Origin of the sequence: Achromobacter ruhlandii, from assembly GCF_002082135.1 — a bacterium.
GTDB classification, from domain to species: domain Bacteria; phylum Pseudomonadota; class Gammaproteobacteria; order Burkholderiales; family Burkholderiaceae_B; genus Achromobacter; species Achromobacter ruhlandii.
Genome location: NZ_CP017433.1, coordinates 6,318,561 through 6,342,880, shown reverse-complemented (window position 1 = coordinate 6,342,880; position 24,320 = coordinate 6,318,561). Strand labels below are relative to the sequence as shown.

20 protein-coding genes are annotated in these 24,320 nt (G+C 65.7%); 14 read left to right on the top strand and 6 right to left on the bottom strand.

Features of this window, described 5'->3' with window-relative positions; all coding sequences use genetic code 11:
- Positions 1 to 159 precede the first annotated feature (159 nt).
- Positions 160 to 1,326, bottom strand: coding sequence for a pyridoxal phosphate-dependent aminotransferase (locus AruCF_RS28815; RefSeq protein WP_049077314.1), 1,167 nt, complete (start codon positions 1,324 to 1,326; stop codon positions 160 to 162).
- 138 nt (positions 1,327 to 1,464) lie between these two features.
- Between AruCF_RS28815 and AruCF_RS28810 the strand changes: the two genes are divergently transcribed.
- The 8 genes from AruCF_RS28810 (at position 1,465) to AruCF_RS28775 (ending at position 11,607) form a co-directional block, all read left to right on the top strand.
- Positions 1,465 to 2,475, top strand: coding sequence for an AbrB family transcriptional regulator (locus tag AruCF_RS28810; RefSeq protein WP_235432720.1), 1,011 nt, complete (start codon positions 1,465 to 1,467; stop codon positions 2,473 to 2,475).
- A 232-nt stretch (positions 2,476 to 2,707) separates the two neighbouring features.
- Entirely contained in the window at positions 2,708 to 2,914 is a 207-nt protein-coding gene (locus AruCF_RS28805) for a cold-shock protein (protein ID WP_006389561.1), read from the top strand.
- Positions 2,915 to 5,416: 2,502 nt separating this feature from the next.
- Positions 5,417 to 7,336 carry a tRNA uridine-5-carboxymethylaminomethyl(34) synthesis enzyme MnmG gene (mnmG, locus tag AruCF_RS28800; protein ID WP_049077310.1) on the top strand — a complete coding sequence of 640 codons (1,920 nt, stop codon included), beginning with the start codon at positions 5,417 to 5,419 and terminating at the stop codon, positions 7,334 to 7,336.
- Entirely contained in the window at positions 7,333 to 8,022 is a 690-nt protein-coding gene (rsmG, locus tag AruCF_RS28795; protein WP_049077308.1) for a 16S rRNA (guanine(527)-N(7))-methyltransferase RsmG, read from the top strand. Before mnmG ends, rsmG begins: the two co-directional genes overlap by 4 nt.
- Complete coding sequence (locus tag AruCF_RS28790) at positions 8,019 to 8,819, top strand: ParA family protein (RefSeq protein ID WP_049077304.1); 801 nt, start codon at positions 8,019 to 8,021, stop codon at positions 8,817 to 8,819. Before rsmG ends, AruCF_RS28790 begins: the two co-directional genes overlap by 4 nt.
- A gap of 12 nt (positions 8,820 to 8,831) precedes the next feature.
- On the top strand, positions 8,832 to 9,647 hold the full coding sequence (locus tag AruCF_RS28785) for a GNAT family N-acetyltransferase (protein WP_049077302.1): 816 nt from the start codon (positions 8,832 to 8,834) through the stop codon (positions 9,645 to 9,647).
- A gap of 45 nt (positions 9,648 to 9,692) precedes the next feature.
- Entirely contained in the window at positions 9,693 to 10,610 is a 918-nt protein-coding gene (locus tag AruCF_RS28780) for a ParB/RepB/Spo0J family partition protein (RefSeq protein ID WP_026382435.1), read from the top strand.
- On the top strand, positions 10,603 to 11,607 hold the full coding sequence (locus AruCF_RS28775; protein WP_049077298.1) for an asparaginase: 1,005 nt from the start codon (positions 10,603 to 10,605) through the stop codon (positions 11,605 to 11,607). The genes AruCF_RS28780 and AruCF_RS28775 overlap by 8 nt, the downstream gene beginning before the upstream one ends.
- Positions 11,608 to 11,654: 47 nt before the next feature.
- Here AruCF_RS28775 and AruCF_RS28770 read toward each other — a convergent pair whose 3' ends face one another.
- Positions 11,655 to 12,536, bottom strand: coding sequence for a LysR substrate-binding domain-containing protein (locus tag AruCF_RS28770; RefSeq protein WP_049077297.1), 882 nt, complete (start codon positions 12,534 to 12,536; stop codon positions 11,655 to 11,657).
- A gap of 130 nt (positions 12,537 to 12,666) precedes the next feature.
- On the opposite strand from AruCF_RS28770, the gene AruCF_RS28765 reads away from it, so the two are divergent.
- From AruCF_RS28765 to AruCF_RS28750, 4 genes are all read left to right on the top strand, one after another.
- Positions 12,667 to 13,254 carry a cysteine dioxygenase family protein gene (locus tag AruCF_RS28765; protein ID WP_049077295.1) on the top strand — a complete coding sequence of 196 codons (588 nt, stop codon included), beginning with the start codon at positions 12,667 to 12,669 and terminating at the stop codon, positions 13,252 to 13,254.
- A 5-nt stretch (positions 13,255 to 13,259) separates the two neighbouring features.
- The gene (gene metC, locus AruCF_RS28760) at positions 13,260 to 14,471 is read left to right on the top strand and encodes a cystathionine beta-lyase (RefSeq protein WP_049077292.1); all 1,212 of its coding nucleotides are present in this window, start codon (positions 13,260 to 13,262) and stop codon (positions 14,469 to 14,471) included.
- Positions 14,472 to 14,473: 2 nt separating this feature from the next.
- Entirely contained in the window at positions 14,474 to 16,069 is a 1,596-nt protein-coding gene (locus AruCF_RS28755; RefSeq protein ID WP_049077289.1) for a rhodanese-like domain-containing protein, read from the top strand.
- A 166-nt stretch (positions 16,070 to 16,235) separates the two neighbouring features.
- Complete coding sequence (locus AruCF_RS28750) at positions 16,236 to 17,237, top strand: Bug family tripartite tricarboxylate transporter substrate binding protein (RefSeq protein WP_049077287.1); 1,002 nt, start codon at positions 16,236 to 16,238, stop codon at positions 17,235 to 17,237.
- Between the two features lie 7 nt (positions 17,238 to 17,244).
- Here AruCF_RS28750 and AruCF_RS28745 read toward each other — a convergent pair whose 3' ends face one another.
- The 4 genes from AruCF_RS28745 to AruCF_RS28730 are packed head-to-tail and all read right to left on the bottom strand — an operon-like array spanning position 17,245 to position 21,813.
- The gene (locus AruCF_RS28745) at positions 17,245 to 18,006 is read right to left on the bottom strand and encodes a DeoR/GlpR family DNA-binding transcription regulator (protein ID WP_049077284.1); all 762 of its coding nucleotides are present in this window, start codon (positions 18,004 to 18,006) and stop codon (positions 17,245 to 17,247) included.
- 17 nt (positions 18,007 to 18,023) lie between these two features.
- Positions 18,024 to 19,706, bottom strand: coding sequence for an ABC transporter permease subunit (locus AruCF_RS28740; protein ID WP_049077282.1), 1,683 nt, complete (start codon positions 19,704 to 19,706; stop codon positions 18,024 to 18,026).
- Between the two features lie 37 nt (positions 19,707 to 19,743).
- Positions 19,744 to 20,751, bottom strand: a complete 1,008-nt coding sequence (locus AruCF_RS28735; RefSeq protein WP_049077279.1) for an ABC transporter ATP-binding protein — start codon at positions 20,749 to 20,751, stop codon at positions 19,744 to 19,746.
- Between the two features lie 51 nt (positions 20,752 to 20,802).
- Positions 20,803 to 21,813, bottom strand: a complete 1,011-nt coding sequence (locus AruCF_RS28730) for an ABC transporter substrate-binding protein (RefSeq protein ID WP_053086031.1) — start codon at positions 21,811 to 21,813, stop codon at positions 20,803 to 20,805.
- A 215-nt stretch (positions 21,814 to 22,028) separates the two neighbouring features.
- Here AruCF_RS28730 and hisN point away from each other — a divergent pair, with 215 nt between their 5' ends.
- Together hisN and AruCF_RS28720 are read left to right on the top strand one after the other, a co-directional pair.
- On the top strand, positions 22,029 to 22,835 hold the full coding sequence (gene hisN, locus AruCF_RS28725) for a histidinol-phosphatase (protein WP_049078213.1): 807 nt from the start codon (positions 22,029 to 22,031) through the stop codon (positions 22,833 to 22,835).
- A 64-nt stretch (positions 22,836 to 22,899) separates the two neighbouring features.
- The gene (locus tag AruCF_RS28720; protein ID WP_049077274.1) at positions 22,900 to 24,285 is read left to right on the top strand and encodes a glutamine synthetase family protein; all 1,386 of its coding nucleotides are present in this window, start codon (positions 22,900 to 22,902) and stop codon (positions 24,283 to 24,285) included.
- Positions 24,286 to 24,320: the final 35 nt, after the last annotated feature.

The following is a 24,320-nucleotide window of genomic DNA, read 5'->3' as shown; positions in this document are numbered from 1 at the left end:
CCGCGGCCCCGCCGGCACGGGGCAGCGCGACGTCGGAGCCTGTCACGCCGGAGGTCGTTCAGGAGCGCCGCGGCGCTCCTTTTTTTTCATCGCCGCGTTTTGTGTCGAGACAAAACAAAAGCGCCCGGACAGGGCGCTTTGTCTTGATCCGAGACGTTCTCAGACCTGCGCCAGGCGTTCCAGCGCCGCATCAAGCGTGGCGTCCTTCTTGGCGAAGCAGAAGCGCACGATGCGATGGTTCGATTCGGCCGCGTCGGGCTTCTGGTAGAAGGCGGAAACCGGAATCACCGTAACGCCGTGGCGCACCGTCAGGTCGCGCGCGAAGTCCGCTTCGTTCTGCTTGGAGATTTCGCTGTAGTCTGCCAGCAGGAAGAAGGTGCCGGGGCTGGGCAGCGGCTTGAAGCGTGTCTTGGCCAGGCCTTGCGACAGGCGGTCGCGCTTGGCCTGGTAGAAGGCCGGCAGCGCCAGGTAAGGGTTGGGGTCGCGCATGAATTCAGCCAGTGCGAACTGCATCGGCGACGGGACCGTGAACACCATGAACTGGTGCACCTTGCGCAGCTCGGCGCTGAGCTGGCGCGGCGCGCAGCAATAGCCGATCTTCCAGCCGGTGGTGTGATAGGTCTTGCCGAACGACGAGATCACGAATGCGTGCTCGGCCAGCAACGGGCGGCGCGCCACGCTGGCGTGCGGTTTGCCGTCGAACACGATGTGTTCGTAGACCTCGTCCGACACCAGCAGCACGCCGGTATCGCGCACGATGGCTTCGAGCGCATCCAGGTCGCTGTCGTCCAGCACCGCCCCGGTCGGGTTGTGCGGAAAGTTCAGCATCAGCAGGCGGGTCTTCGACGTGATGGCGTCGCGTACACGCTGCCAGTCGATGCGGTAGTAGGGATCGTCCGCGGTCGGCGCGCGCAGCGGCACCGGCACGGCCGTGCCGCCGGCCAGGCGGATGGCGGGCAGGTAGGAGTCGTAGCACGGCTCGATGACCACGACCTCGTCGCCGCTGTTGACCGCGGCCAGCACGGTGGCCATCAGCGCTTCGGTGGCGCCGCTGGTGACGGTGATCTCGGTTTCCGGATCGTAGGCGCGGCCGTACAGGGCCTGCGTCTTGGCGGCGATGGCCTCGCGCAACGGCGCCACGCCTGGCATGTAGGGATACTGGTTGTGGCCGTCGGCCATGGCCTTGCTGACCAGCGCGCATAGCGCGGGATCGGGATCGAAGTCCGGAAAGCCCTGGCCCAGGTTGATGGCCTTGTGCTCGATGGCCAGGCGGCTCATGACGGTGAAGATGGTGGTGCCGACGTCGGGAAGTTTGGATCGGATCATGGTGGACGCGAAAAGGAACGCTGGGTGTGCGCAAGAGTTTTCGTAAGTATCCCACTAACTCATAATTCGGGATTCTCATGAGCTTATGGCGTGGGCGGTATCGTGTTTCGGAACAGGTGGTGGAGGGTCGTTGGCGGTTTGGCGATCGCGCTGGCCGGCGCGTTGCTGGCGGTATGGGCGCATCTGCCCTTGCCATGGATGCTGGGCGCGCTGCTGTTGACGGCGGCGGTGCGCATCGCGGGCGGCGGCACCGTGTGTCCACGGCCGGCGCGCAACGCCGGCCAATGGGTCATCGGCACCTCGCTGGGCCTGTATTTCACGCCACAGGTCATCGGTCATATCGGCAGCAATGCCGGCCCCATCCTTGCGGGCATGCTGTTCGCATTGGGGTTGGCATTCATCGGCACGGCGCTGCTGCGGCGCTACACCGATGCGGATTTCAAGACCGCCTGGTTTGCATCGGCGATCGGCGGCGCCAGCGAAATGGCGAGCCTGGCCGAGCGCCATGGCGCCCGTATCGATCGCGTGGCGACTGCGCACAGTGTGCGGGTGCTGCTGGTGGTGGTGACGGTGCCGTTCATCTTCCAGTGGTGGGGCGTGGCAGGCCTGGATCCCACCGTGCCGGGGCCGCGTACCGTGCATGGCGCGGGCCTGGCGGAGCTGGTGGCGCTGACCTGTGTCGGCGGCCTGCTTTTCATGAAGCTGCGTTGGCCCAATCCCTGGGTATTGGGGCCGATGCTGGTGGCGATGACGTTGACCGCGTTCGGCATTGAACTGTCGGCGTTGCCGGACTACGTGCCGAAGATCGGCCAACTGCTGATCGGCTGGTCCTTGGGCGATCGGTATCGGCCGGACTTCTTTCGCGCCGCGCCGCGCTTCATCGCGGTGGTGGCGGCGTTCACGGTGGTCGCGCTGGCGCTGGCATTCGGCCTGGGCGCGTTGCTGTCGCTATGGTCTGCGGCGCCGATTCCGACGTTGATCCTGGGCACCACGCCGGGCGGCATCGCCGAGATGGCGATCACGGCCAAGGTGCTGCAGCTGGGCGTGCCGGTGGTTACCGCATTCCACGTGACCCGCATGGTATTCGTCGTGCTCGTCACGGGTCCGATGTATGCATGGCTGGCGCGGCGGCAGGCAAATTCCGCGTAGCGGTATTGGGTTTCCAGTCAGAAAAATACGACATTGGGGAAAACAACTATATGACTCTGTAATGTGGGGTGAGTATGCTGGTTTCCGCAGTTGATTCAAGCAGCGCGCGGACTTGTCTGCCGCTTTTGCGGCAAGCGAGAACGCAGCAGCAACGCAGGTATCCCTACCGGTCGTTCAGTTCTCACGGCGTCCTTGATTCATTGCATCTCGTTAATTACAGGACGCTAGGAAAATGGCTCAGAAGGGCAAAGTTAAGTGGTTCAACGCTGACAAGGGTTACGGTTTCATCACGCCGGACGCCGGCGGTACCGATGTTTTCGCACACTTTTCCGCCATCCAGGGCCGCGGCTATCGCAGCCTGAACGAAGGTCAGGAAGTCGAATTCGAAGTCAAGGATGGTCCGAAAGGACCTCAAGCGGCCGAAATTCGCCCGCTCTAAATCGGGAAATCCCAATTTCCCGTCCGCCAGGCCAGGCCTGGCTACAACGCCCCAGAACCTCACGGTCTGGGGCGTTGTTTCATTTGGCGCGGGGCGGCTGTGTGGGCGTTCCACAGCGATTGTTAGTGTTCACTAACATATTTTCTACCCTTGGATAAGTTTGTGGATAATTATTTTGGGACATGAGCAATTCGTTGCGCAGTAATGAAGCAACAACGATTTGCGGATGACGGTTTTGCACATTTTTGTGATGAGTCCGACGCGTTGTCCTGAAGACGTGCAACACGCCCTGCCAATACTGGCGAGCCTGTGCGAACCGAGCCAGAAGAGTGCTTTTCCCTATGAAAACCAGGCGCTTACGCCCGATTTTCGGTGTCGGGACGGCCATAGCCGCTGCTTGCCAGAGGGCCCTTTGCCGGGCCGCTAAGCCGATGTTGCACGCTTCCAGCGGTGGTTGTTCACAAAGATATCCCCATGCTGGTTATGCACAGAATGACACCCGGGATAGCCAAAAGAGGGGCGCTCAACCTGTGGATAGAAATGGGGATAGCGGTGCTGGAACAGGGTAAGTCGATTCCCGCGCGGTGCAATTGTCGCGGCGGATCGCCGCTCTGGGACGCGGGGATATTTCATGTGGAAGAGATTTTGACCCGCGCGACGGCCCGATGACTTTTCGACAGCGCGAGCAATTAAGCTCGGCACCTGTTCGCGGGTCTCAGCCGAAAGGATGATGGCGCGAAGGAGGGGAGAGAGGCAAGATAGTTGTCCCCTCAAGCGTCGCCTGTCCATAGTTATGCACAGCGCGGCGATGGTGGCTCGGCCCGGGGGATCGGCATGTGGAAAACACCAGGAAGAGATCCGGGCGGCGATTGGACCCTTGGCCGATGTTGAAGTTCCCGCGGCGGCCGCCCTGAATTCGCGGCTCATATTCGAGATCCGGAGTCACTGATTGCCGGGCTCAGCCGCGTCCCTCCAGGCTATCTTTATCGAGCCGATAGTCCAGGCTTATCCACATCTTTTTCCACCGATTTGTGGGCCTTCGTCGACGCCCGGAATTCCTGGTTCATGGCCGCGTCGGTTACGGGTTCCCGGGATGTGAGTCGGGGCGAATTTTCCAACCTCTTTGGGGTTTTGTGTGTTTTCCTGAATCTGGGTATTTGCCGTGACGAGAAGAATGCCGTTGCGCCTTTTACCCAGCGCGGCAAACTAGTCCGGGCCGGACGAGTAACTTATCCCCAGAGTTGTTCCACGTGAAACCGGGTCTTGAATGTGACGCCGGGTGTTGATAAGTCGCCGATGCGGGTCGCCACGGGGCGGGTCCCCCGATCCGGCAGAAATCGCCGATAGCCGACCTGGCTGTGCGCTGCCAAGGCGCCGTTACGGGCGAATCAATTCTCTGGGGACGCCAAAAATAGACCAAGGCCCGTATGGCAGGTCTCCCATACGCTTTGTCGATTCCTGGCGGCGCTTAGGTATTGCCTCCGCGAAGGTGCGACAAGTTTGTCCTAGGGGTGCAATGTTTCACGGGAATGACGGGTGATATTCAGAGCGCGCGGTTCGAATAAGCGCATGTGTGTTGAGGATGGACGCCTCGGTGGTTGATGTCTGGCAGCGCGCTGTTTCACATGAAACGGCGAAAAATTCGACATTTCAGGGGTGGGGTAGAGGTAGGGATGGAAAAATCGCTTTTTTCTCGACATTGGTTTCACGTGGAACATCGATATAACTGTACTCAGGCGCTGGATTTGAAGATGCCCTTTACGTGCCAAACCGAGATGTCACCGAAACTGTCCACCGCCTGGTCGGCGTCTCACAGAGGCACTTAGGCTCTTATCTGTGTTGTTTCACGTGGAACATTGAATGGCAGTGGGAGGATTTGTGAAGATTGATCCGGGGCTAGGTGCTCCGGCACGTGCTTACGGGCGGAAGCACGCTGGGGTGTCAGATGCTGACCTGGGGGGCGGCGCGATTTGGAACGCTACGCCACCGACGACGCAACCTTACGGTGGAAGGAAGCAATGTTCCACGTGAAACACGAGCACAGTCCCCCGTTGAGGTTGACTGGCGGCAAGAGGGCAGGGCTGCTTAACGGAAGCTAGTCTGGTCACGGCAACCCGAAGACGGCGATGTTTCACGTGAAACATCGCTAGCCGAGTGCGCTCCCCACTTTTCGTGCGGAAAGATGCTTCGCGCTCAGCCTCAGGCACTGTTCTCTTTTCCTGGATGATGACCGGTATTGGACAAGCCCAGCCGTAACTACGCAGTCGATGTTTCACGTGAAACATCCCGGCAGAGCGTTGTTCCGCTTGCTGTTTCACGTGGAACATCCCCGAACACCGGCAATTGCCGACATATTCAAACGCCGTGCGACCCATGCCCCGTTGCCAATTTGCACACGCTCGGCTCATCTCGGCCAGCTTTTCCCTGCTTGGGCATGTTTCACGTGAAACATGCCCCCCCTGCCTCTATAATGAGCACCGAACGCTCTCTTATCTCCCCATCATGGATTATCCCCGCGAATTCGATGTCATCGTCGTCGGTGGCGGCCACGCCGGTACCGAAGCGGCGCTGGCTGCGGCACGCACTGGTGCCCAGACGCTGCTGCTGACCCACAACATCGAGACCCTAGGCCAAATGTCCTGCAATCCCTCCATTGGCGGGATCGGCAAGGGCCACCTCGTCAAAGAAGTCGACGCCCTTGGCGGTGCGATGGCGTTGGCGACGGACGAAGCAGGGATTCAATTCCGTATTCTGAACGGTTCAAAGGGCCCGGCCGTGCGCGCCACCCGAGCCCAAGCAGACAGGGTGTTGTACCGCAAGGCCATCCGTGGCCGCCTGGAGAACCAGCCGAACCTCTGGCTGTTCCAGCAAGCGGTGGAAGACCTGATGGTGGAGGGCGACCGAGTGGTGGGCGCCGTGACCCAGGTTGGCCTGAAGTTCCGCGCCAAGACGGTGGTGCTGACCGCCGGCACGTTCCTGAATGGCTTGATCCACGTGGGACTGCAGAACTATTCCGGTGGCCGTGCGGGCGATCCGCCCGCGATCTCACTGGGGCAGCGCCTGAAGGAATTGCAGTTGCCCCAAGGGCGCCTGAAGACGGGCACGCCGCCGCGCATCGATGGCCGCAGCATCAACTACGGCATTCTGGAAGAGCAGCCCGGCGACCTGGATCCGATCCCGGTGTTCTCTTACATGGGCAACGTGGCCATGCACCCGCGGCAACTGCCGTGCTGGATCACGCACACCAACGCCCGTACCCATGACATCATCCGCGGCGGCCTGGACCGCTCGCCGATGTACAGCGGCGTCATCGAAGGCGTTGGCCCGCGTTACTGTCCGTCGATCGAAGACAAGATTCACCGCTTCGCCGACAAGGAATCGCACCAGGTCTTCCTGGAACCCGAAGGGCTGGACACGCATGAGGTCTATCCCAATGGCGTTTCCACCAGCCTGCCGTTCGACGTGCAACTGGCGCTGATCCATTCCCTGCCGGGCCTGGAGAACGCACATATCATGCGCCCGGGCTACGCCATCGAATACGACTACTTCGATCCACGTGGATTGAAGAGCACGCTGGAAACCAAGGCGATCGCCGGCCTGTACTTTGCCGGCCAGATCAACGGCACCACCGGCTACGAAGAAGCCGCGGCCCAGGGCCTGCTGGCCGGCGTCAACGCCGCCCTGTTCGCGCTGGACCGCGAGCAGTGGACGCCGCGCCGCGACGAAGCTTACCTGGGCGTGCTGGTGGACGACCTGGTCACGCGCGGCGTGACCGAACCGTACCGCATGTTCACCTCGCGCGCGGAATATCGCCTCAGCCTGCGCGAAGACAATGCCGATCTGCGCTTGACCGAAATCGGCCGCCAGCTCGGTATCGTCGATGATGCCCGCTGGGATGCCTTCAACCGCAAGCGCGACGCTGTCGCGGCCGAGGTTGAACGCCTGAAGTCGTCGTGGGTCAATCCCCGCGTGTTGCCGCAGGAAGTGGCCGAACCGCTATTGGGCAAGGCGATTGAACGTGAGTACTCACTTGCAGACCTTCTGAAACGGCCCAATGTTTCCTATGAAGCGCTGATGGCCGCCCGCAACGTCGACGGCACGCTGCTGGCCGGTCCGGGCGTGTCCGCCGACGAGGTGCTGGCCGAGCAGGTCGAGATCCAGGTGAAGTACGCGGGCTACATCGCCCGCCAGCAGGACGAAGTCCAGAAGCAGATCGCGCACGAGCAGCAGCCGATTCCGGCGGACGTCGATTACGACGCCGTCACCAGCCTGTCGTTCGAGGTGCGCCAGAAGCTCAAGACCCACCGGCCCGAGACCATCGGACAGGCCGGCCGCATCTCGGGTGTGACGCCGGCGGCGATCTCGCTGTTGCTCATCCACCTGAAGCGCCTGCACTACGGCTCGCGCAAGCAAGCCGCATGAGCGCCCAGCCCAACCCGGCCGGCGCGGACATGGCCGGCCGCCTCTCGCATGCCTTCGAGCAGCTCGGACTGCAGGCGGACGCCGCGGCGTCCGCCAAGCTGCTCGACTACCTGGCGCAGATGCAGCGCTGGAACCGGACCTACAACCTGACCGCGATTCGCGATCCACGGCAGATGCTGGTGCAGCACCTGTTCGACAGCCTGGCCGCCGTGGGGCCTTTCAGCCAGGCGCTGGGCGCGCCCGGCACGCCGGCGAAGATCTACGACGTCGGATCCGGCGGCGGCCTGCCGGGCGTGGTCCTGGCCGTCATGCGGCCCGAATGGTCGGTGACCTGCATCGACGCCGTTGAAAAGAAAACCGCATTCGTCCGGCAGATGACCGGCACGCTGGCATTGCCGAATCTGCAGGCGCGCCATGCGCGCATCGAAACGCTGGAACCGGCCGGCTGCAACATTGTGACGTCGCGGGCATTCGCCTCCTTGGAGGATTTTGCGATGCTCGCAGGCAGACATGTGGGCAACGATGGTACCCTCGTCGCCATGAAGGGCAAGGTCCCGGATGATGAAATCCAGGCGCTGCACGCGCGTGGTGAATGGCAGGTCGACCACATACAGCCGCTCCAGGTGCCGGAGCTGCAAGCGGAACGCTGCCTGATCTGGATGCGCCGCAGTCAAGGAACCCTATGAAGAACTTACCCCCCAGCTCGACCGCCCGCGTTTTCTGCATCGCCAACCAGAAGGGCGGCGTCGGCAAGACGACCACCGCCATCAACCTGGCGGCCGGGCTGGCCACGCACAAGCAACGCGTGCTGCTGGTGGACCTGGATCCGCAGGGCAACGCCACCATGGGCAGCGGCATCGACAAGAATTCGCTCGAGTCGAACCTGTACCAGGTGCTCATCGGCGAGGCCACCATCGAACAGGCGCGCGTGCGCTCGGAGTCGGGTGGCTACGATGTGCTGCCCGCCAACCGAGAACTGTCCGGCGCCGAGATCGACCTGGTGCAGATGGACGAACGCGAGCGCCAGCTCAAGGCCGCCATCGACACCGTCGGCAGTCAGTATGACTTCGTGCTCATCGATTGCCCGCCCACGCTGTCGCTGTTGACACTGAACGGCCTGGCCGCGGCGCACGGCGTCATCATCCCGATGCAGTGCGAGTACTTCGCGCTCGAAGGCTTGTCCGACCTGGTCAACACCATCAAGCGCGTGCATCGCAACATCAACGACGACCTGCGCGTCATCGGCTTGCTGCGCGTGATGTTCGATCCGCGCATGACCCTGCAACAGCAGGTGTCGGCCCAGCTCGAATCGCACTTCGGCGACAAGGTCTTCAAGACCGTCGTGCCGCGCAACGTGCGCCTGGCCGAAGCGCCCAGCTACGGTATGCCCGGGGTGGTGTACGACCGTGCCTCGCGTGGCGCGCAGGCGTACATCTCTTTTGGCGCCGAGATGATCGAGCGCGTCCGCGAACTCAACAAATAAGCTGTCCGCATCATGTCCGCCGTCATCCGCCTGTCCCCGGACGCCACCCGCACGCCGCCCGCCGATGCGCGGGACGCGCTGCGCGTGCGGCTGGAAGAGGCCGCGCTCAACGCCACGGCGGTGCGCGCGCAGGTGCTCTACGATGGCTGGCTGGTGCGTTACGCGCCGTCTTCGGCCAAACGGGTACGCAGCATCAATGTGCTGGGGTTATCCACACGTCCGCTCGATGAGCGGCTGGCGTATTGTTCAACGTTGTACGCGCGCCATGGCTTGCCCATGGTGTTGCGCCTGACCTCCATCGGCCCCGATTTCTCCCTGGATGCCCAGTTGGCTTCCCGGGGTTACCTCCTTACCGAAGAGACCCGAGTCATGAGCATGCCGCTCGCCCCCAGGCTGGCCGCCCGGGGCGATCTGCTTTTCAGGACGGTGGACGCCGCCCGCTTCGCGGCGGCGGTCGGACGCATGCGCGAATCCCGCCCCGAGCACATCGCCGAGCACCAAGCGCGCCTGGAAGGCCTGGCTGTGGATATCCTGCCGGTGCTGGCATTCGACGCCGCTGGCGCCTGCGTGGCCGGCGGCATGGCCGTGCGCGACGGTGATCTGGCAGGCCTGTTCGACGTGGTGACGGACCCGGCGCAGCGGCGCAAGGGATACGCCGCGATGCTGGTCGATCATCTGCTGGCGCTGTGCGTCGAAGACGGCGCCAGCACGGCCTACCTGCAGGTGGAGCCGCAAAACACCGCCGCGCGCGCTTTGTATGGCCGCTACGGTTTCAAAGACTGTTACGCGTATTGGTACCGCCTGCCCGCCGAGCAGGCGGCCGCCTGAGCCCCGGCTCGGGATACCAAAAACAGAAGGAAAGAGGATTTAACTATGGCCACCAAGAAACCCAAGGGATTGGGTCGCGGACTCGACGCCTTGCTGGGCGCCGACGCGCCTGCCATCGACAATATCGGCAAGGCCCCGGCCAAGCCCGAGGGTCTGCCGTCCACCTTGCCTGTTTCGAAGATGCGGGCCGGCAAATACCAGCCGCGCACCCGCATGGACGAGGGCGCGTTGGGCGAACTGGCCGAGTCGATTCGCACACAAGGCATCATGCAACCCATTCTTGTGCGCGCGCTGAGCGATGCGCCCGGCCACTACGAGATCATCGCGGGCGAACGCCGTTTCCGCGCCGCGCAGCTGGCCGGCCTGAAGGAAGTGCCGGTGCTGGTGCGCGAAGTCGCCGACGAGAACGCGGCCGTCATGGCGCTGATCGAGAACATCCAGCGCGAAGACCTCAATCCGCTCGAAGAGGCGCATGGCGTGCGCCGCCTGCTGGACGAATTCGGCCTGACCCACGAGCAGGCCGCGCAGGCCATCGGCCGCTCGCGTTCGGCCACCAGCAACCTGCTGCGCCTGTTGAACCTGGCGTCGGCGGTGCAGACCATGCTGCTGGCCGGCGATGTCGACATGGGCCATGCGCGCGCGCTCCTGGCGGTGGACGCGGCCACGCAGATCCAGCTGGCCAACCAGATCATCGCGCGTCGCCTGTCGGTGCGCGAAGCGGAAAAGCTTGTCGCCAAGACCGCCAAGGAAGCCGAGAGCGCCGCCTCGCCCAAGAAAAAGGCCAACGGCGTGTCGCGCGACCTGACGCGCCTGGAAGAAGCGCTGTCCGATCACCTGGGCACGCGCGTGGCGCTCAAGGTCGGCGCCAAGGAAAAGGGCCAGATCGTCATCGACTTCCACGGCTGGGAACATCTGAATTCGCTGCTCGAGCGCCAAGGCCTGTCCGGGGTGGTCGATGCCTGAGCAGGCGCTGCCCGTTATCGCGGTGCTGGCCACCGGCGGCACGATCGCCGGCGCCCAGGCCGATGCCACGTCCGCCGGTTACAAGGCCGGTTCGTTCTCGGTGGGCGATCTGCTGGCGGCGGTGCCGCAATTGTCGAACCTGGCCGAGATCCGCGCCGAGCAGGTTGCCAACGTCGGCAGCCAGAACATGACGCACGACGTGTGGCGCGCGCTGGCGCAGCGTGTCGAGGCCTTGTGCGCGGATCCGTCCGTTGCGGGCATCGTCATCACGCACGGCACCGACACGCTCGAGGAAACCGCCTACTTCCTGAGCCTGGTGATTCAGCACGACAAGCCGGTGGTGCTGGTGGGCGCGATGCGTCCGGCCACCGCGCTGGGGGCGGAAGGTCCCGCCAACCTGTACAACGCGGTGGCGCTGGCGCGCCATCCCGACGCGCGCGGCCGCGGTCCGTTGGTCGTCATGAATGAAGACGTGCACTATGCCCGGGAGATCCAGAAGATCGCCAGCGCCGGCATCAACGCTTTCGCGTCGCCCAATCGCGGTCGAGCCGGCGTGATGCATGGCGGCACGCCGTGCTTCTATTCGCGCAACACCACCACGCATACGACACAAAGCGAGTTTTCACTCGCATTGCTGGAACAGGCCGGCTGGCCCCGGGTGGACGTCGTCTATGCGCACGCCAATCTGCAGTCGGACGTCATCGACTTCATCGCCCGCCACGCCGACGGTATCGTGCTGGCCGGCGTGGGCGATGGCAACGCCACCGACCTGGCCATCGACGGTCTGACGCGCGCCGCGGCCGCCGGCGTCGCGGTGGCGCGGTCCAGCCGTACCGGCAGCGGCTTCGTCGCGCGGGATGTCGAACTGGACGACGCGGCGCTCGGCTTCATCGCCGCCGGCGATCTCAATCCGCAGAAGGCCAGGATCCTGCTGATGCTGGCACTATGCGTCACGCGCGACACCGCGGCGCTGCAGCGCTGCTTCGATCGTTATTGAGATACGCGGGGCATTCAAGGGGCCGCCTTTGAATGCCCGCGCCAGCGTCATGGACCGACCGGCGCATCCGCGCCATGCGCCAGCCCCAGGCTGGTCCGCAACATGTCATAGACCTGCCGCGTCAGCGGATTGATCAGGTCGCGCCTTATCCACAGGAAGTAGGTCACGTCCGGCAAGGGCGGCAGCCCCTCCTTTTCTCCCAGCACCCGCATTTCCGGCGCCAGCAGCTCGACGCTGCGCGCCGTCACGCCCAAGCCTGCCCGCAGCGCGGCCTTGATGCCGACCAGGTTGGGCGCGACGTAGTTGGTGTGCCAGCGTACTTGCGCCTGTTCCAGGGCCGTCAACGCCAGCCGGCGGAAGATACTGGGCTCGTCAGCAAGCACCAGTGGCACGGGCGCGGTCACATCGTGGACATAGTCGGCCGAAGCCAGCCACACCGTGGGCGAAGTGCGTAATGCCACCCCTTCGAAGTCCTGGTCGAAGCGCGTCGAGATCGTCAGGTCCAGTTCACCCGCGCGTAGCGCGTCCATCAGGAACGGGCTGCGGTCGGTGCGGATCTCCAGTTTCACGCGCGGCGCCGAGCGCGCGATATGAGTCAGCAGCGTCGGCAGGATGGTGTCCGCCACATCCAGCGGCGCGCCCAGGCGCAGGTCGCCCTCCAGCGGGCCGTCCTGCAGCGCGCGCAACGCCTCGTCGTTGATGGCAAGCATATGGCGCGCGTATTCCACCAGCCGCCTGCCATGCGAGGACAGGATCTTGTTGCGGCCCTGCTTTTCGAACAAGGGCAGGCCAAGCGTCGCTTCCAGCCGCTGCATCTGCTGCGTCACCGCCGATTGCGTCTTGTGCAGCCGGTTGGCGGCCTCGGAGAACGTTTCGTGGCGCGCGATCGCGGTCAGCGTACGCAGCAGGTCGAGGTCGAGATGGCGCATGGCGGGTGCAGCAAAGGGCAGGGGAAGTATTAGAAACGCTTATGGAATATTAAGGCAATTTAAATTGTTGGACCTCGCTTGCGGCGATACAGTGGCTGAAATAACTCATGAAACACGAGGGAAAATCACTGTGAGCACCACGCACCCCCACCAGCAGGGCATCGACACTGCCATCGGAAATATTAAAAATACTTTAGGAAATAAGGGCCTGAACCGCGACAGCCTGAAGGCCGTGCTGGATGAGCTGATCGACCTGGCCAGCCACACCGACTGGTGGGGCCAGGACCGCTACCCGGCGCCGGAAGAGGGCGAGCGCCAGGCGCGCTACCTGATCGGCGAAGACGCCGACAAGCGCTATGCGCTCTACCTGAACGTGATGCGCCCCGGCAAGCAGATCGTGCCGCACAACCACACCACCTGGGCCTGTATCGCCGCCGTGGAAGGGGTGGAATACAACTACGTCTACGATCGCACCGACGACGGTTCGGTGCCGGGCGTGGGCCGCCTGGAAAAGACCGGCACCGTGGTGGTGGGACCCGGCACCGGCATCGCGCTGATGCCCGACGACATCCATGCCGTCGAGATCCAGGGCGACAGCGTCATCCGCCACCTGCACATGTATGGCCGCGCCCTGGAGACGCTGACCGAACGACTCGCTTTCGACCTGGCGGCAGGCACCTGCAAGGTCATGCCGATCGGCGTGCAGACGCGTCGCTGAGCATCATGAACAAGCCCCTGCGGCCCGCGACGCGCCTGCTGCGCGCCGGGCGTCCCCATGCCGGCTGGGTCAATACCCCGGTCACGCGCGCCAGCACGTTTGTGTTCGACAGCGTCGCGGCCTGGCGTGACACCCGCGCCCGCCGCGAACAGGAACGCCTGCCGTCGTACGGCGCGCGCGGCACCGACAGCACGCACGCGCTGGAAGACGCGCTGGTCGAGCTGGAGCAGGGCCATCGCGCCCAGCTGTATCCCACGGGTCAGGCCGCCATCGCCGTCGTGCTGCTGGCCTATCTGCGCGCCGGCGACCATGTGCTGGTGACCGACGCGGTCTATGAACCGGTGCGCCGCTTCTGCGCCGAGCACCTGGCGCGGCTGGGCATCGAATTCACCTTCTATCGGCCGGACGGCGCCGGCCTGGCGCAGCTGCTGCGTCCCAATACGCGCATGATCTATGCCGAGTCGCCCGGCTCGCTGACCTACGAGATGCCGGACCTGCGGCAGCTGGCCGAGTTGGCGCGGCGCCACGATTGCTGGCTGGCTGTGGATAACACCTGGGCGTCGGGGTTGCTATGCCAGCCGCTGGCGCTGGGCGCGGATATCTCGATCCTCGCCGCCACCAAATACCTGGGCGGCCACGCCGACGTGATGATGGGCGCGGTGGTGACCAATGCCCGCGCCTGGCGCGCGCTGGAACGCGCCAGCATCGACTTCGGCCAGACCGTCGGCGCCGACGACGCCTTCCTGGTGCTGCGCGGCATGCGCTCGCTGCCGCTGCGCATGGCGCAGCACGCCCGCAGCGCCCTGCGCGTGGCGCAGTGGCTGCAGGGCAGGGCGGAAGTGGCGCGCGTGCTGTGCCCGGCCTTGCCCGACGATCCCGCGCATGCGGTCTGGCGGCGCGAATGCTCGGGCGCCAACGGCCTGCTGACGCTTGAGTTCGCCGCCGGCATCACCGACGCCGACATGGAACGCGCCATCGACGCGCTGCGCCTGTTCGGCATCGGCGCTTCCTGGGGCGGCTTCGAAAGCCTGGTGATTCCCGTCAATCTGGCCAAGGCGCGCTCCCTGCCCGTCGCCGCGCACGGCGCCATGTTGCGCTTGCATATCGGCCTGGAGGACCCGGACGACCTGATCGCCGACCTCGAACAGGCATTCGGCCAATTGCGGCCGAGCCTGCAGGCCCCGAACTCCCATTCTCCCGATTCCCTGCGGATTTAACGATGCATTCCCATTCCGACCTGAAACTGGCCGATATCGACTCGCACACCCTCAAGGGCTGGCTGCATGACGGTGGCGAGATTGCGCTGCTGGACGTGCGCGAGCATGGCCAGTACGGTGAGTCCCATCTGTTCTACGCGGCCCCCGTGCCGTTCAGCCGGCTCGAGGCAGACATCGCGCGCCTGGCGCCGCGTCGCGACGTGCGCCTGGTGGTTTATGACGAAGGCGGCGATGACGACGTCGCCGCGCGTTCGGCGACAGCGCTGCGCGCCCTGGGCTACACGCGGGTCTATCGCCTCGCCGGCGGCATCGCGCAATGGCAGCGCGACGGCTATGCGGCCTTCGCCGGGGTCAACGTGCCGAGCAAGACCTTTGGCGAACTGGCCGAAGAGGTTTTCCACACCCCGCGCATCAGCGCCGCCGAGCTGGCCGAGCGCCAGCGCCGTGGCGACAACCTGATCGTGCTGGACGGCCGGCCCTACAGCGAGTACCAGAAGATGAGCATTCCGGGCGGCATCTGCTGCCCCAACGGCGAGCTGGCGCTGCGCGCCCACACGCTGGCGCGCGACCCGAACACCACCATCGTGGTCAATTGCGCCGGCCGCACGCGCAGCATCATCGGCGCGCAGACGCTCATCAACCTGGGCGTGCCCAACCCCGTCTATGCGCTGGAGAACGGCACGCAGGGTTGGTATCTGGCGGACTTCAAGCTGGACCACGGCGCCAGCCGCCGCTACGACGACGCCGTTGCCGCCGCGGACCTGCCCGACCTGGCGCAGCGCTCGGCCGGCCTGGCGCGTCGTCATGGCGTGCCGGAAGTGAATGCCGCGCAGGTACGCGCATGGCTCGACGACGCCAGCCGCAGCACCTTCCTGTGCGACGTGCGCAGTGCCGAGGAATTCGCGCGCGGCTCGCTGCCAGGCGCCCAGCACACGCCTGGCGGCCAGTTGATCCAGGCCACCGACCAATACCTGGCGGTGCGCGGCGCGCGCATCGTGGTGTTCGATGGCGAAGGCGTGCGCGCGCCGGTGGTGGCCAGTTGGCTGCGCCAGATGGGCTGGGACGCGAGCGTGTTGCGGGAAGGCGTGGCCGCCGACCTGCAAGCGCCGCTCGCCTCGGCGGCGGAGCCCGCGTTGACGCTGCTCGACGACGCGGCCCTGGTCGACGCGCAGGCGCAAGGCGCCCAGTTGCTCGACATCCGTCCCAGCATGCGCTATCGCGCGCAGCACATCGACGGGGCGCGCTGGTCGGTGCGGCCGCGTTTCGCCGACCTGGCGCTGGATCCCTCGCGTCAGCTGGTGCTGCTGGCCGAAGAGCGCGCGGTGGCTGCCTGGGCCGCGGCGGACCTGCGCGCGCTCGGCATGCGCGACGTCAAGGCCAACCTGGGCACGCCCGCGGGCTGGTCGGCTGCCGGCCTGGCGCTGGTGTCCACGCCGGACGAGCCGGCCGACGCCGATTGCATCGACTACCTGTTCTTCGTGCACGACCGCCACGACGGCAACAAGGCCGCCGCGCGCCAGTACCTCGCCTGGGAGACCAACCTGGTCAAGCAGATCGACGCGCGCGAACGCGCCGCCTACCGCTTCCCGGCCGGGTGACCGCCGCGACTGCATGACCCTCGCGGCCGCCATGGCGGCCGCGCCCAACGCTTCATCCGATCAGCACGCCCCGACGCTTTCGACGGCGGGGCGCGGACGGTTCATGGCGAACCGAAATGCAACGGACGGCCGAGCATCCGGCCGCCAACCACAAGGGGAAATACCGATGAACAAGCTCAACCTGCAGCATGCCTGCAAGACCGCCGCGGCCCTGGCCTGCCTGGCCTGGGGGATGAACGCCCACGCCCAGGCGCCGGCGCCATTGGCCGATTATCCCAAGCAGGCGATCACCGTGGTGTCGCCGTTCCCGCCCGGGGGCGGCAATGATGGCGTGGCGCGTCTCATCGCGCAGGAACTGGGCGCCCTCATCGGCCAGAGCGTGGTGGTGGAAAACCGCTCCGGCGCGGGCGGCAACGTTGGCACCTCGCAGGTGTCGCGCGCCAAGCCCGATGGCTACACGCTGGTGATGTCGCAGACCAGCGTCATGGCGGTCAATCCGCGCCTGTACAAGAACGTCGGCTTCGATCCGCTCAAGGATTTCGTGCCGATCTCGCAGATCACCTCGGCACCGCTGGTGCTGGTGGCGCGCAGCGAAAGCGCCTACAAGTCGCTGGGCGACTATCTGGACGCGGCGCGCAAGCAGCCGGGCGTCATCACCTACGCCACGCCCGGCAACGGCACCATGAGCCACCTGATGGGGGCGCTGCTGTCGCAGAAGGCCAACGTCAAGCTGGTGCACGTGCCGTACCGCGGCGCCGCGCCCGCGATCACCGACCTGATGGGCGGCACGGTCGATATGCTGATCACCTCGCCGGCCTCGGCCGAGCCGATGGTGGCGGCCGGCAAGCTGCGCATCCTTGCGCTCAGCCATGAAACCGGCATCGGCATCTTCAAGGGCGCGCCCACGCTTGGCCAATCCGGCATGGACGGCATCACGGCCGACGACTGGTACGGCCTGTTCGCGCCGGCCGGCACGCCGCCCGAGCGCGTCGCCTACCTGGCGCAGGCGGTGGCGCAGGCCATGAAGTCGCCTAACGTCATCGCCAAGATCCAGGCCGGCGGCAGCCAACCCGTCGGCAGCGCGCCCGATGCGTTCGGCAAGCGCCTGCAACAGGACACCGCGTACTGGGCCGACATGGTGAAGGTGGCGGGGGTGTCGGTGGATTGAGGCGGCGCTACACCACCAGCATCTTGCCGACCGCGCTCTTCAGGGCCGCGAAGGCCGGCTGCTTCTGCGCATTGGTGTTGGTGACGAGGTGATCGATGCGGTTCACCTCGCAGTACGACACCCGGCTGCACAGGCCGATCTTGCTGAAGTCGGCCAGCAGGATGCGCTGCTTGGCGTTGGCCGCCATGGCGCGCGCCACCTCGGCTTCGCGCAGGTCGTAGCTGGTGGCGCCGCATTCGGCATCCACGCCCACCGGCGACAGCAACGCCACGTCGGCGCGGTAGCGGTGGATCTCGGCGATGGTGATGTCGCCGGCGGTGGCGCACACCGGCCCGCCCACCGATCCGCCCAGCATGATGAGTTCATTGGCGCCGCTACCGGCGGCGCCGACCTTGAGCGCCACGTCGAACGAATTGGTGATGAGGGTCAGGCCGCTCAGCTTGGCCAGCTCGTCCGCCAGCATGCTGGTGGTGCTGCCGGCGTCCAGGAACAGCGTCTGGCCGCTCGTCACCAGGCTGGCGGCGGCGCGCGCGATGGCGCGCTTGTACTTGACGCGGGTGTGCACGCGCTCGGTGATCGGCGGCTCGCTGTGCACCGGCACCGCGCCGCCATGCACGCGGCGCAATTCGCCCATCGCCTCCAGCTCCAGCAGATCGCGCCGGACAGTCTCCCGCGATACCCCCAACTCGCCGACGATACGGTCGGTCGATACCTGCTGCAGCGAAGACAGCAGGGCGCGGATTCTCTGATACCGCTCTTCTTGCCACATATCGGATGCTTCCTAATCTATTTGCGGCGTCGCGCCGGCAGCGCGATCAACGCGCGCATCGCCAGCAGCGAACCGCCCACGACCAGCATGATAAGCGTCGAATAGGCCGCCGCCTGCGAGACGAACCCCGCTTCGTCCAGCCGCAGTACGGAAACCGGCGCGACGCTGACCGACGGCGTGACCAGGAAGATCACCGCCGACAGCGTCACCATGGAACGCATGAACAGGAAAAAGAACACGCCCAGCACCGTTGGGGCGATCTGCGGCAGCACCGCGTCGCGCAGCACCTGCACGGTGCCGCCGCCCAGGCAGTTCACCGCCTCCTCCAGCGCCTGCGGCACCGCGCGCATGCCGGTCATCATCGTCAGGAAGCCCTGCGTGTGATAGTGGTAGAAGTTGCACAGCGCGATCAGCGCGGCGCTGCCATACAGCGCGTAGAGCGGATTGGCGGGCGAGTTGAAGGCGAAGATGTAGGACAGCCCCAGCACCAGCCCCGGCACGCCCACTGGCAGCACCGACACCAGGTACACCAGCTTGGCCCAGGCGCGCGGGATGCGGCAGACACCGAAGGTCAGGAAGAACAGCAGCAGCACCCCGCCGGCCGCGGCCGCCAGCGACAGGTACAGCGAGGTCCACAACGGCGCATAACCGCCGCTGACGGTGATGTCGTAGTGCTTCAAAGTCCACTCCATGCGGTACGGCCACAGCCGCATGAAGCTCGCGAAAACCACCGTGCCCACCGTCACCACGATGGCGCTGGCGCACAGCAATACGCCGGCCGTGAACGCCAGGTCGCGCCCGCGCGCCGGTTGTGGCGTGACGCGCAACCCGCTGGGCGACGCGGCGCCGAACTGGCGCTGCGACGCCACCCGTTCGATCTGCACCGAGATCAGCGACGGCAGCAGCAGCAAAATGCCCACCACCGAGCCCATGCCGAAATTCATCTGCCCCGACACCTGGCTGTAGATCTCGGTGGCCAGCACGCGATAGTTGCCGCCGATCACCGCGGCGTTGCCGAAGTCGGTGATGGTGATGACGAACACGACGAACGCCGCGCTCAGCAGCCCGAATTTGCAGTTGGGCAGCGTGATGTCGAAGAACTGCCGCGCGCTCGACGCGCCCATCACCTCGGCCGCGTCGTAATAGCGCGCATCCGTGTTGCGTAGCGCCGCCTGGAGGATCAGCACGGCCTGGGGCAGGGCGTAGAACACGTTCGAGATCAGCAGGCCCCAGAACCCGTAGATATCGAATTCCCACCCGGTCCAGCGATGCACCAGGCCGTTGCGTCCAAGGATGAAGATCAGCCCCAGCCCCTGCACCAGCGACGGCGCCAGCAGCGGCAGCACCAGCGCCAGCTTCACCAGCGCCTTGCCGCGCATGCGGCTGCGGTCCAGCCCGAAAGCGATGGCAAAGCCCAGCAGCAGGCTGACGGCGGTGGTGGCCGCGCTCATCGTCAGGCTGTTGGCGGTGGCGGTCAGGATGCCGCGGGTGGCGAACACCTCGGCGTAATTGCCCAGGCCGATAGCGCCGTCCTTTTCCACCAGGCTGCGCCAGCCGACCGTGGCCAATGGATACAGGAAGAACAATGCCAGCCCGGCCATCGGGATGCCGACGCAGGTCCAGAGCAACACCCGGTCCAGCGACACGGACGCGCGGCCGGCGCGGGACGACGCGGCGGCGCCGATACGAACCGTATTCATGCTCGGACTCCCGCGCGTGCCGGCGTGGCGGACGCAGTCATACGCGAACCCAGGCGCATTGTTCCGGCGCCATGTCCAGCCGCACGGGCGCGCCCTGCGACAAGCCCGCCGTGCCCTGTTGTTCGACCAGCAACTCGCGGCCTCGCCAGTCCACCCGCACGCGCGTCAGGTTGCCCATGAAGGTCATTTCCCGCACCCGGCCCGGCCCGCGCTCGTCGGCGGCGATGCGCAGGCTTTCCGGCCGCAGGCAGGCCTCGAAACGCTCGCTGGCGCCATCGGGCCGGGTCGCCAGCAACGCCGGCATGGCCTCGCGCACCCAGTCGGTCGGCAGCAGGTTGCTCAGGCCGACGAAGTTGGCGACGAAGCGTGTGCTCGGCCGCAGATACAGATCGGAAGGCGAGCCCACCTGCTCGACGCGGCCGTCATTCATGCACACGATCTTGTCCGCCAGCGTCAGCGCTTCCTCCTGGTCGTGCGTCACCATGATGGTCGGAATCCGCAGGCGGCGCTGCACCTCGTGGATCTCGGCGCGCATGTCGGTGCGCACGCGCGCATCCAGCGCCGACAAGGGTTCGTCCAGCAGGATCAGCGCCGGGTCCACCGCCAGCGCCCGTGCCAGTGCCACGCGCTGTTGCTGGCCGCCGGACAACTGGTGGGGATAACGCTGTGCATAATCCGGCAGCTTGATCAGCGCCAGCAATTCACGCACTCGCGCGTCGATGCGCTCGCGGCTCTCGCCACGGATGCGCAAGCCGTAGCCGACGTTCTCGGCCACGGTCATGTTGGGAAACAGTGAATACGACTGGAACACGATGCCAAAGCCGCGCTTGCGCGCCGGCAGCGCCGACAGGTCGCGTCCGCCCAGCGTGATGGTGCCGCTGTCGAACGGCAGCAACCCGGCGACGATGCGCAGCAGGGTCGTCTTGCCGCAGCCGCTGGGTCCCAGCAGGCAGACGAATTCATGTTCGCCCACCGACAGGTCGATGCCTTCCAGCGCCACCGCGCCGTCGAAGGTCTTGCGGATCCCGCGCAATTCCAGGTACATGGCCGCTCCAGGCGGTGGCGTGGCGGCCGGCGGCGCCGGCCGCGCGCGCCGTCAGCGTTTGATGGTGTCCTGCCAGGTCTTGATGGTGGCGTCGCGTTCCGCCGCCGATTTCTGGAAGTCCACGGGGTACAGCACGGCGGTCAGGTCCTTGGGCAGCCCGGCGGCCTCGGCCGCCTTGTTGGGGGCGGCGCCGGGAATCGTCACCAGTTCCTTGTACTTGCTGTACAGCCCGCCTGCCTGCGCCGACAGCGTCCAGTCGAGGAAGCGCTTGGCGTCCGCGGGATTCTTCGACGTCTTCATCAGGCCGGAGGCTTCGAGTTCGTAGCCCACCCATTTCGACGGGATCACCATCTTCACCGGAAAGCCCTCCTCGATCGATTGCATCGCCGGGAACGCGAACGACACGCCGATCGCATACTCGCCGGCGCGCGCCATCTTGCAGGGGCGGGAACCCGACGGCGTGTACTGCGCCACGTTCTTGTCCAGGTCCTTGAGCAGCGCCCAGCCTTTCTCGGCGCCCAGGCCCTGCAGCAGCGCCACGATCTGCAGATAACCGGTGCCGGATGCGGCCGGACTGGGGATGACGATCTCGCCCTTGTAGACCGGCTTGGTCAGGTCTTCCCATGAGGTCGGCATCGGCAGGTTCTTGGACTTGAGCCGGTCGGTGTTGACACAGAACGCGGCCACGTAGCCGGTGGCGGCGAACCACTTGTTGTCGGCGGCCTTGTATTGCGCCGGCAGGGCGTCGATGCCCTTGGCCGCATAGGGCTCCAGCAGCTTCTGCAGGCGCGGATCCAGCATGTTGCTGACGGCAAATCCCCAGATCACGTCCTGCTGCGGATTGCCGGCCTCGGCGATCAGGCGCGCGCCCAGGTCGCCGGTGGACAGCCGCAGCACGTTCACCTTCACGTCCGGCAGCGCGGCATTGGCGGCCTTCAGGTAGGCGGCGATCTCGTCTTCCTCCAGCGCGGTGTAGACGGTGATGGCGCCAGCGTGGACGGCCTGGGTCAAACCTAGGGAAATCACTGCAACCACGAGACCAAGCTTCTTCTTACATTGCATGATGGGACTCCGGAAAGGAATACACGGCAACGGCGATGAGCTGCTTTTCTGCGAACGGCGACCTGCGGGGCGGGGCGGTAGGGTTGCGCGAGGAAACGTTGCGTTTCCCTGGTTGCGTTTTTAGGTATATTTGCAAATTTGTGGCAACGTGTCTAGACTGGAAAAACCCGAATCGCATGGGTCTTTCCGCGCCGCGTTACGCCTCGGAGCTCGTCATGCAAACTTCGCCGCCGCTTACCGCGCAGCAATTGGCCGCGTTTTCCTCGTTCGCCCAGACGCTGGCGGACCAGGTCCGGCCCTTGTCGCGCCAGTGGTTCCGCCACCCCCTGATGGTCGAAACCAAAGCGGATGAAAGTCCCGTCACCCGTGCCGACCGCGAGGTCGAGCAGGCGCTGCGCGAAGCCATCGCCCGCCAGTATCCGGATCACGGCATCTTCGGCGAGGAATACGGCGCCAGCCATGCGGAGGCCGAGTGGGTGTGGTCGCTCGATCCCATCGACGGCACCCGCGCCTTCATCTCCGGCAATCCCCTGTGGGGCACGCTGCTGGGCCTGCTGCACCGCGGCCGCCCGGTGCTGGGCCTGATCGACATTCCCATGATGGCCGAACGCTGGCTGGGCGTTGCCGGTTCGCCCGCGCGCCTGAATGGCGAACCCTGCCGCGCGCGCCCCTGCACCGAACTGGACCAGGCGATTCTCTACGCCACCTCGCCCGACATCTTCGAAGGCGCCGACCTGGACGCGTTCGAGGCGCTGGCGCGCTCGGTGCGCATGCGCCGCTATGGCGGCGATTGCTACAGCTATGGCCTGCTGGCCAGCGGCCATGTCGACCTGGTGGTCGAGGCCGGCCTGCAGCCGTATGACTATCTGGCGCTGATGCCCGTGATCGAAGGCGCGGGCGGCGTCATTACCGATTGGTCGGGGCAGCCGTTAGGCCTCGCGTCGCAGGGCCGCGTGATCGCGGCCGCCACGCCGCAACTGCATCGCGAGGCGATGCGGATGCTGGGGGCGGCCGTGACCTGAAACACCGCGCCCCGCGACCCCGCACGTCAACGCAACGCTTCAGCCACGACAAGGTGAACGAGCCATGCATGCACTAGGGGTAGCAACGGTGGAAGACGCGGAGCGGCTGGTCCAGGCCAGCACGCTCTCGCATATCAAGATCGGCCTGTCCGACGTCGATGGCGTCATGCTGGGCAAGTATGTCAGGCGCGACAAATTCCTGGCCGCGCTGCGCGGCGGGCTGGCGTTCTGCGACGTGGTGTTCGGCTGGGACCTGGACGATCAGCTCTACGACAACACCAAGTACACCGGCTGGCACACGGCCTATCCCGATGCCAAGCTGCGCATCGTGCCCAGCACCTGCCGCCGGCTGCCGCTGGAGCAGGGCCCCGGGGGCGAGGACATGTTGCTGTTCCTGGCCGAGTTCGAAGGCCCCGCCGCCGACATCTGCCCGCGCCGCCTGCTGCACCGCACGCTGGACCGCGCCGCCGGCATGGGCTTTGAGGTCTACGCCGCGCTCGAATACGAGTTCTTCATGTTCCGCGAGACGCCGCACTCGGTGCGCGCCAAGCACTACCGCGACATGGAGAACTGGACCCCCGGCAACTTCGGCTACTCGGTGCTGCGCAGCACGGTGCAGGGCGATTTCTACCGCAAGCTGCTCGACATGTGCGAGCGCATGGACATGCCGATCGAGGGCCTGCATACCGAGACCGGTCCCGGCGTGCTGGAGGCGGCCATCGCGGTCGACCAGGCCGCCGCCGCCGGCGACAAGGCCTTCCTCTTCAAGACCTTCACCAAGGCGCTGGCGCAGCAGAATGGGCTGATGGCCACCTTCATGGCGAAGTGGTCGCACGATCATCCCGGCCAGAGCGGTCACATCCATCTGTCGCTGCGCGACCGCACCAGCGGCCGCTCGGCGTTCCACGACGAGTCGCGCCCGCACGGCATGAGCGCGACACAGGAAGCCTTCATGGCCGGCGTGCAGCGCTACCTGCCCGAATTCATGGCGCTATACGCGCAGACCATCAACAGTTATTCGCGCCTGGTGCCGGGCTACTGGGCTCCGCTGGACGCGACCTGGGGCATGGAGAACCGCACCACCGCGCTGCGTCTCATCCCGGGCAGCGACAAGTCGCAGCGTGTCGAAGTGCGTATCGGCTCGGCCGACGCGAATCCGTACCTGGCGCTGTCGGCCGCGCTGGCGTCGGGCCTGCGCGGCATCGAACTGGGCCTGCAACCCGAACCGATGGTGCAGGGCAACGCCTACACGCAGCAGTTTCCCGAGCACCTGCGCCTGCCCACGACGTTGTGGGAAGCGGCGCAGCGTCTGCGCCAATCCGAAGCCGCGCGCGAGCTGTTCGGCAATGCCTTCGTCGAGCATTACGCCGCCACGCGCGAATGGGAAGAACGCCAGTTCCGCCGTCACGTCACGGACTGGGAACTGGCTCGCTATTTCGAGATCATCTGAACGCCGCCGCTTCATCTTTTCTCCACGCATGCACA

Coding starts and splice junctions, on each gene's coding strand:
- AruCF_RS28815 (WP_049077314.1), bottom strand. CDS start 1,326: ATGATCCGATCCAAACTTCCCGACGTCGGCACCACCATCTTCACCGTC.
- AruCF_RS28805 (WP_006389561.1), top strand. CDS start 2,708: ATGGCTCAGAAGGGCAAAGTTAAGTGGTTCAACGCTGACAAGGGTTAC.
- mnmG (WP_049077310.1), top strand. CDS start 5,417: ATGGATTATCCCCGCGAATTCGATGTCATCGTCGTCGGTGGCGGCCAC.
- rsmG (WP_049077308.1), top strand. CDS start 7,333: ATGAGCGCCCAGCCCAACCCGGCCGGCGCGGACATGGCCGGCCGCCTC.
- AruCF_RS28790 (WP_049077304.1), top strand. CDS start 8,019: ATGAAGAACTTACCCCCCAGCTCGACCGCCCGCGTTTTCTGCATCGCC.
- AruCF_RS28785 (WP_049077302.1), top strand. CDS start 8,832: ATGTCCGCCGTCATCCGCCTGTCCCCGGACGCCACCCGCACGCCGCCC.
- AruCF_RS28780 (WP_026382435.1), top strand. CDS start 9,693: ATGGCCACCAAGAAACCCAAGGGATTGGGTCGCGGACTCGACGCCTTG.
- AruCF_RS28775 (WP_049077298.1), top strand. CDS start 10,603: ATGCCTGAGCAGGCGCTGCCCGTTATCGCGGTGCTGGCCACCGGCGGC.
- AruCF_RS28770 (WP_049077297.1), bottom strand. CDS start 12,536: ATGCGCCATCTCGACCTCGACCTGCTGCGTACGCTGACCGCGATCGCG.
- metC (WP_049077292.1), top strand. CDS start 13,260: ATGAACAAGCCCCTGCGGCCCGCGACGCGCCTGCTGCGCGCCGGGCGT.
- AruCF_RS28755 (WP_049077289.1), top strand. CDS start 14,474: ATGCATTCCCATTCCGACCTGAAACTGGCCGATATCGACTCGCACACC.
- AruCF_RS28750 (WP_049077287.1), top strand. CDS start 16,236: ATGAACAAGCTCAACCTGCAGCATGCCTGCAAGACCGCCGCGGCCCTG.
- AruCF_RS28745 (WP_049077284.1), bottom strand. CDS start 18,006: ATGTGGCAAGAAGAGCGGTATCAGAGAATCCGCGCCCTGCTGTCTTCG.
- AruCF_RS28740 (WP_049077282.1), bottom strand. CDS start 19,706: ATGAATACGGTTCGTATCGGCGCCGCCGCGTCGTCCCGCGCCGGCCGC.
- AruCF_RS28735 (WP_049077279.1), bottom strand. CDS start 20,751: ATGTACCTGGAATTGCGCGGGATCCGCAAGACCTTCGACGGCGCGGTG.
- AruCF_RS28730 (WP_053086031.1), bottom strand. CDS start 21,813: ATGCAATGTAAGAAGAAGCTTGGTCTCGTGGTTGCAGTGATTTCCCTA.
- hisN (WP_049078213.1), top strand. CDS start 22,029: ATGCAAACTTCGCCGCCGCTTACCGCGCAGCAATTGGCCGCGTTTTCC.
- AruCF_RS28720 (WP_049077274.1), top strand. CDS start 22,900: ATGCATGCACTAGGGGTAGCAACGGTGGAAGACGCGGAGCGGCTGGTC.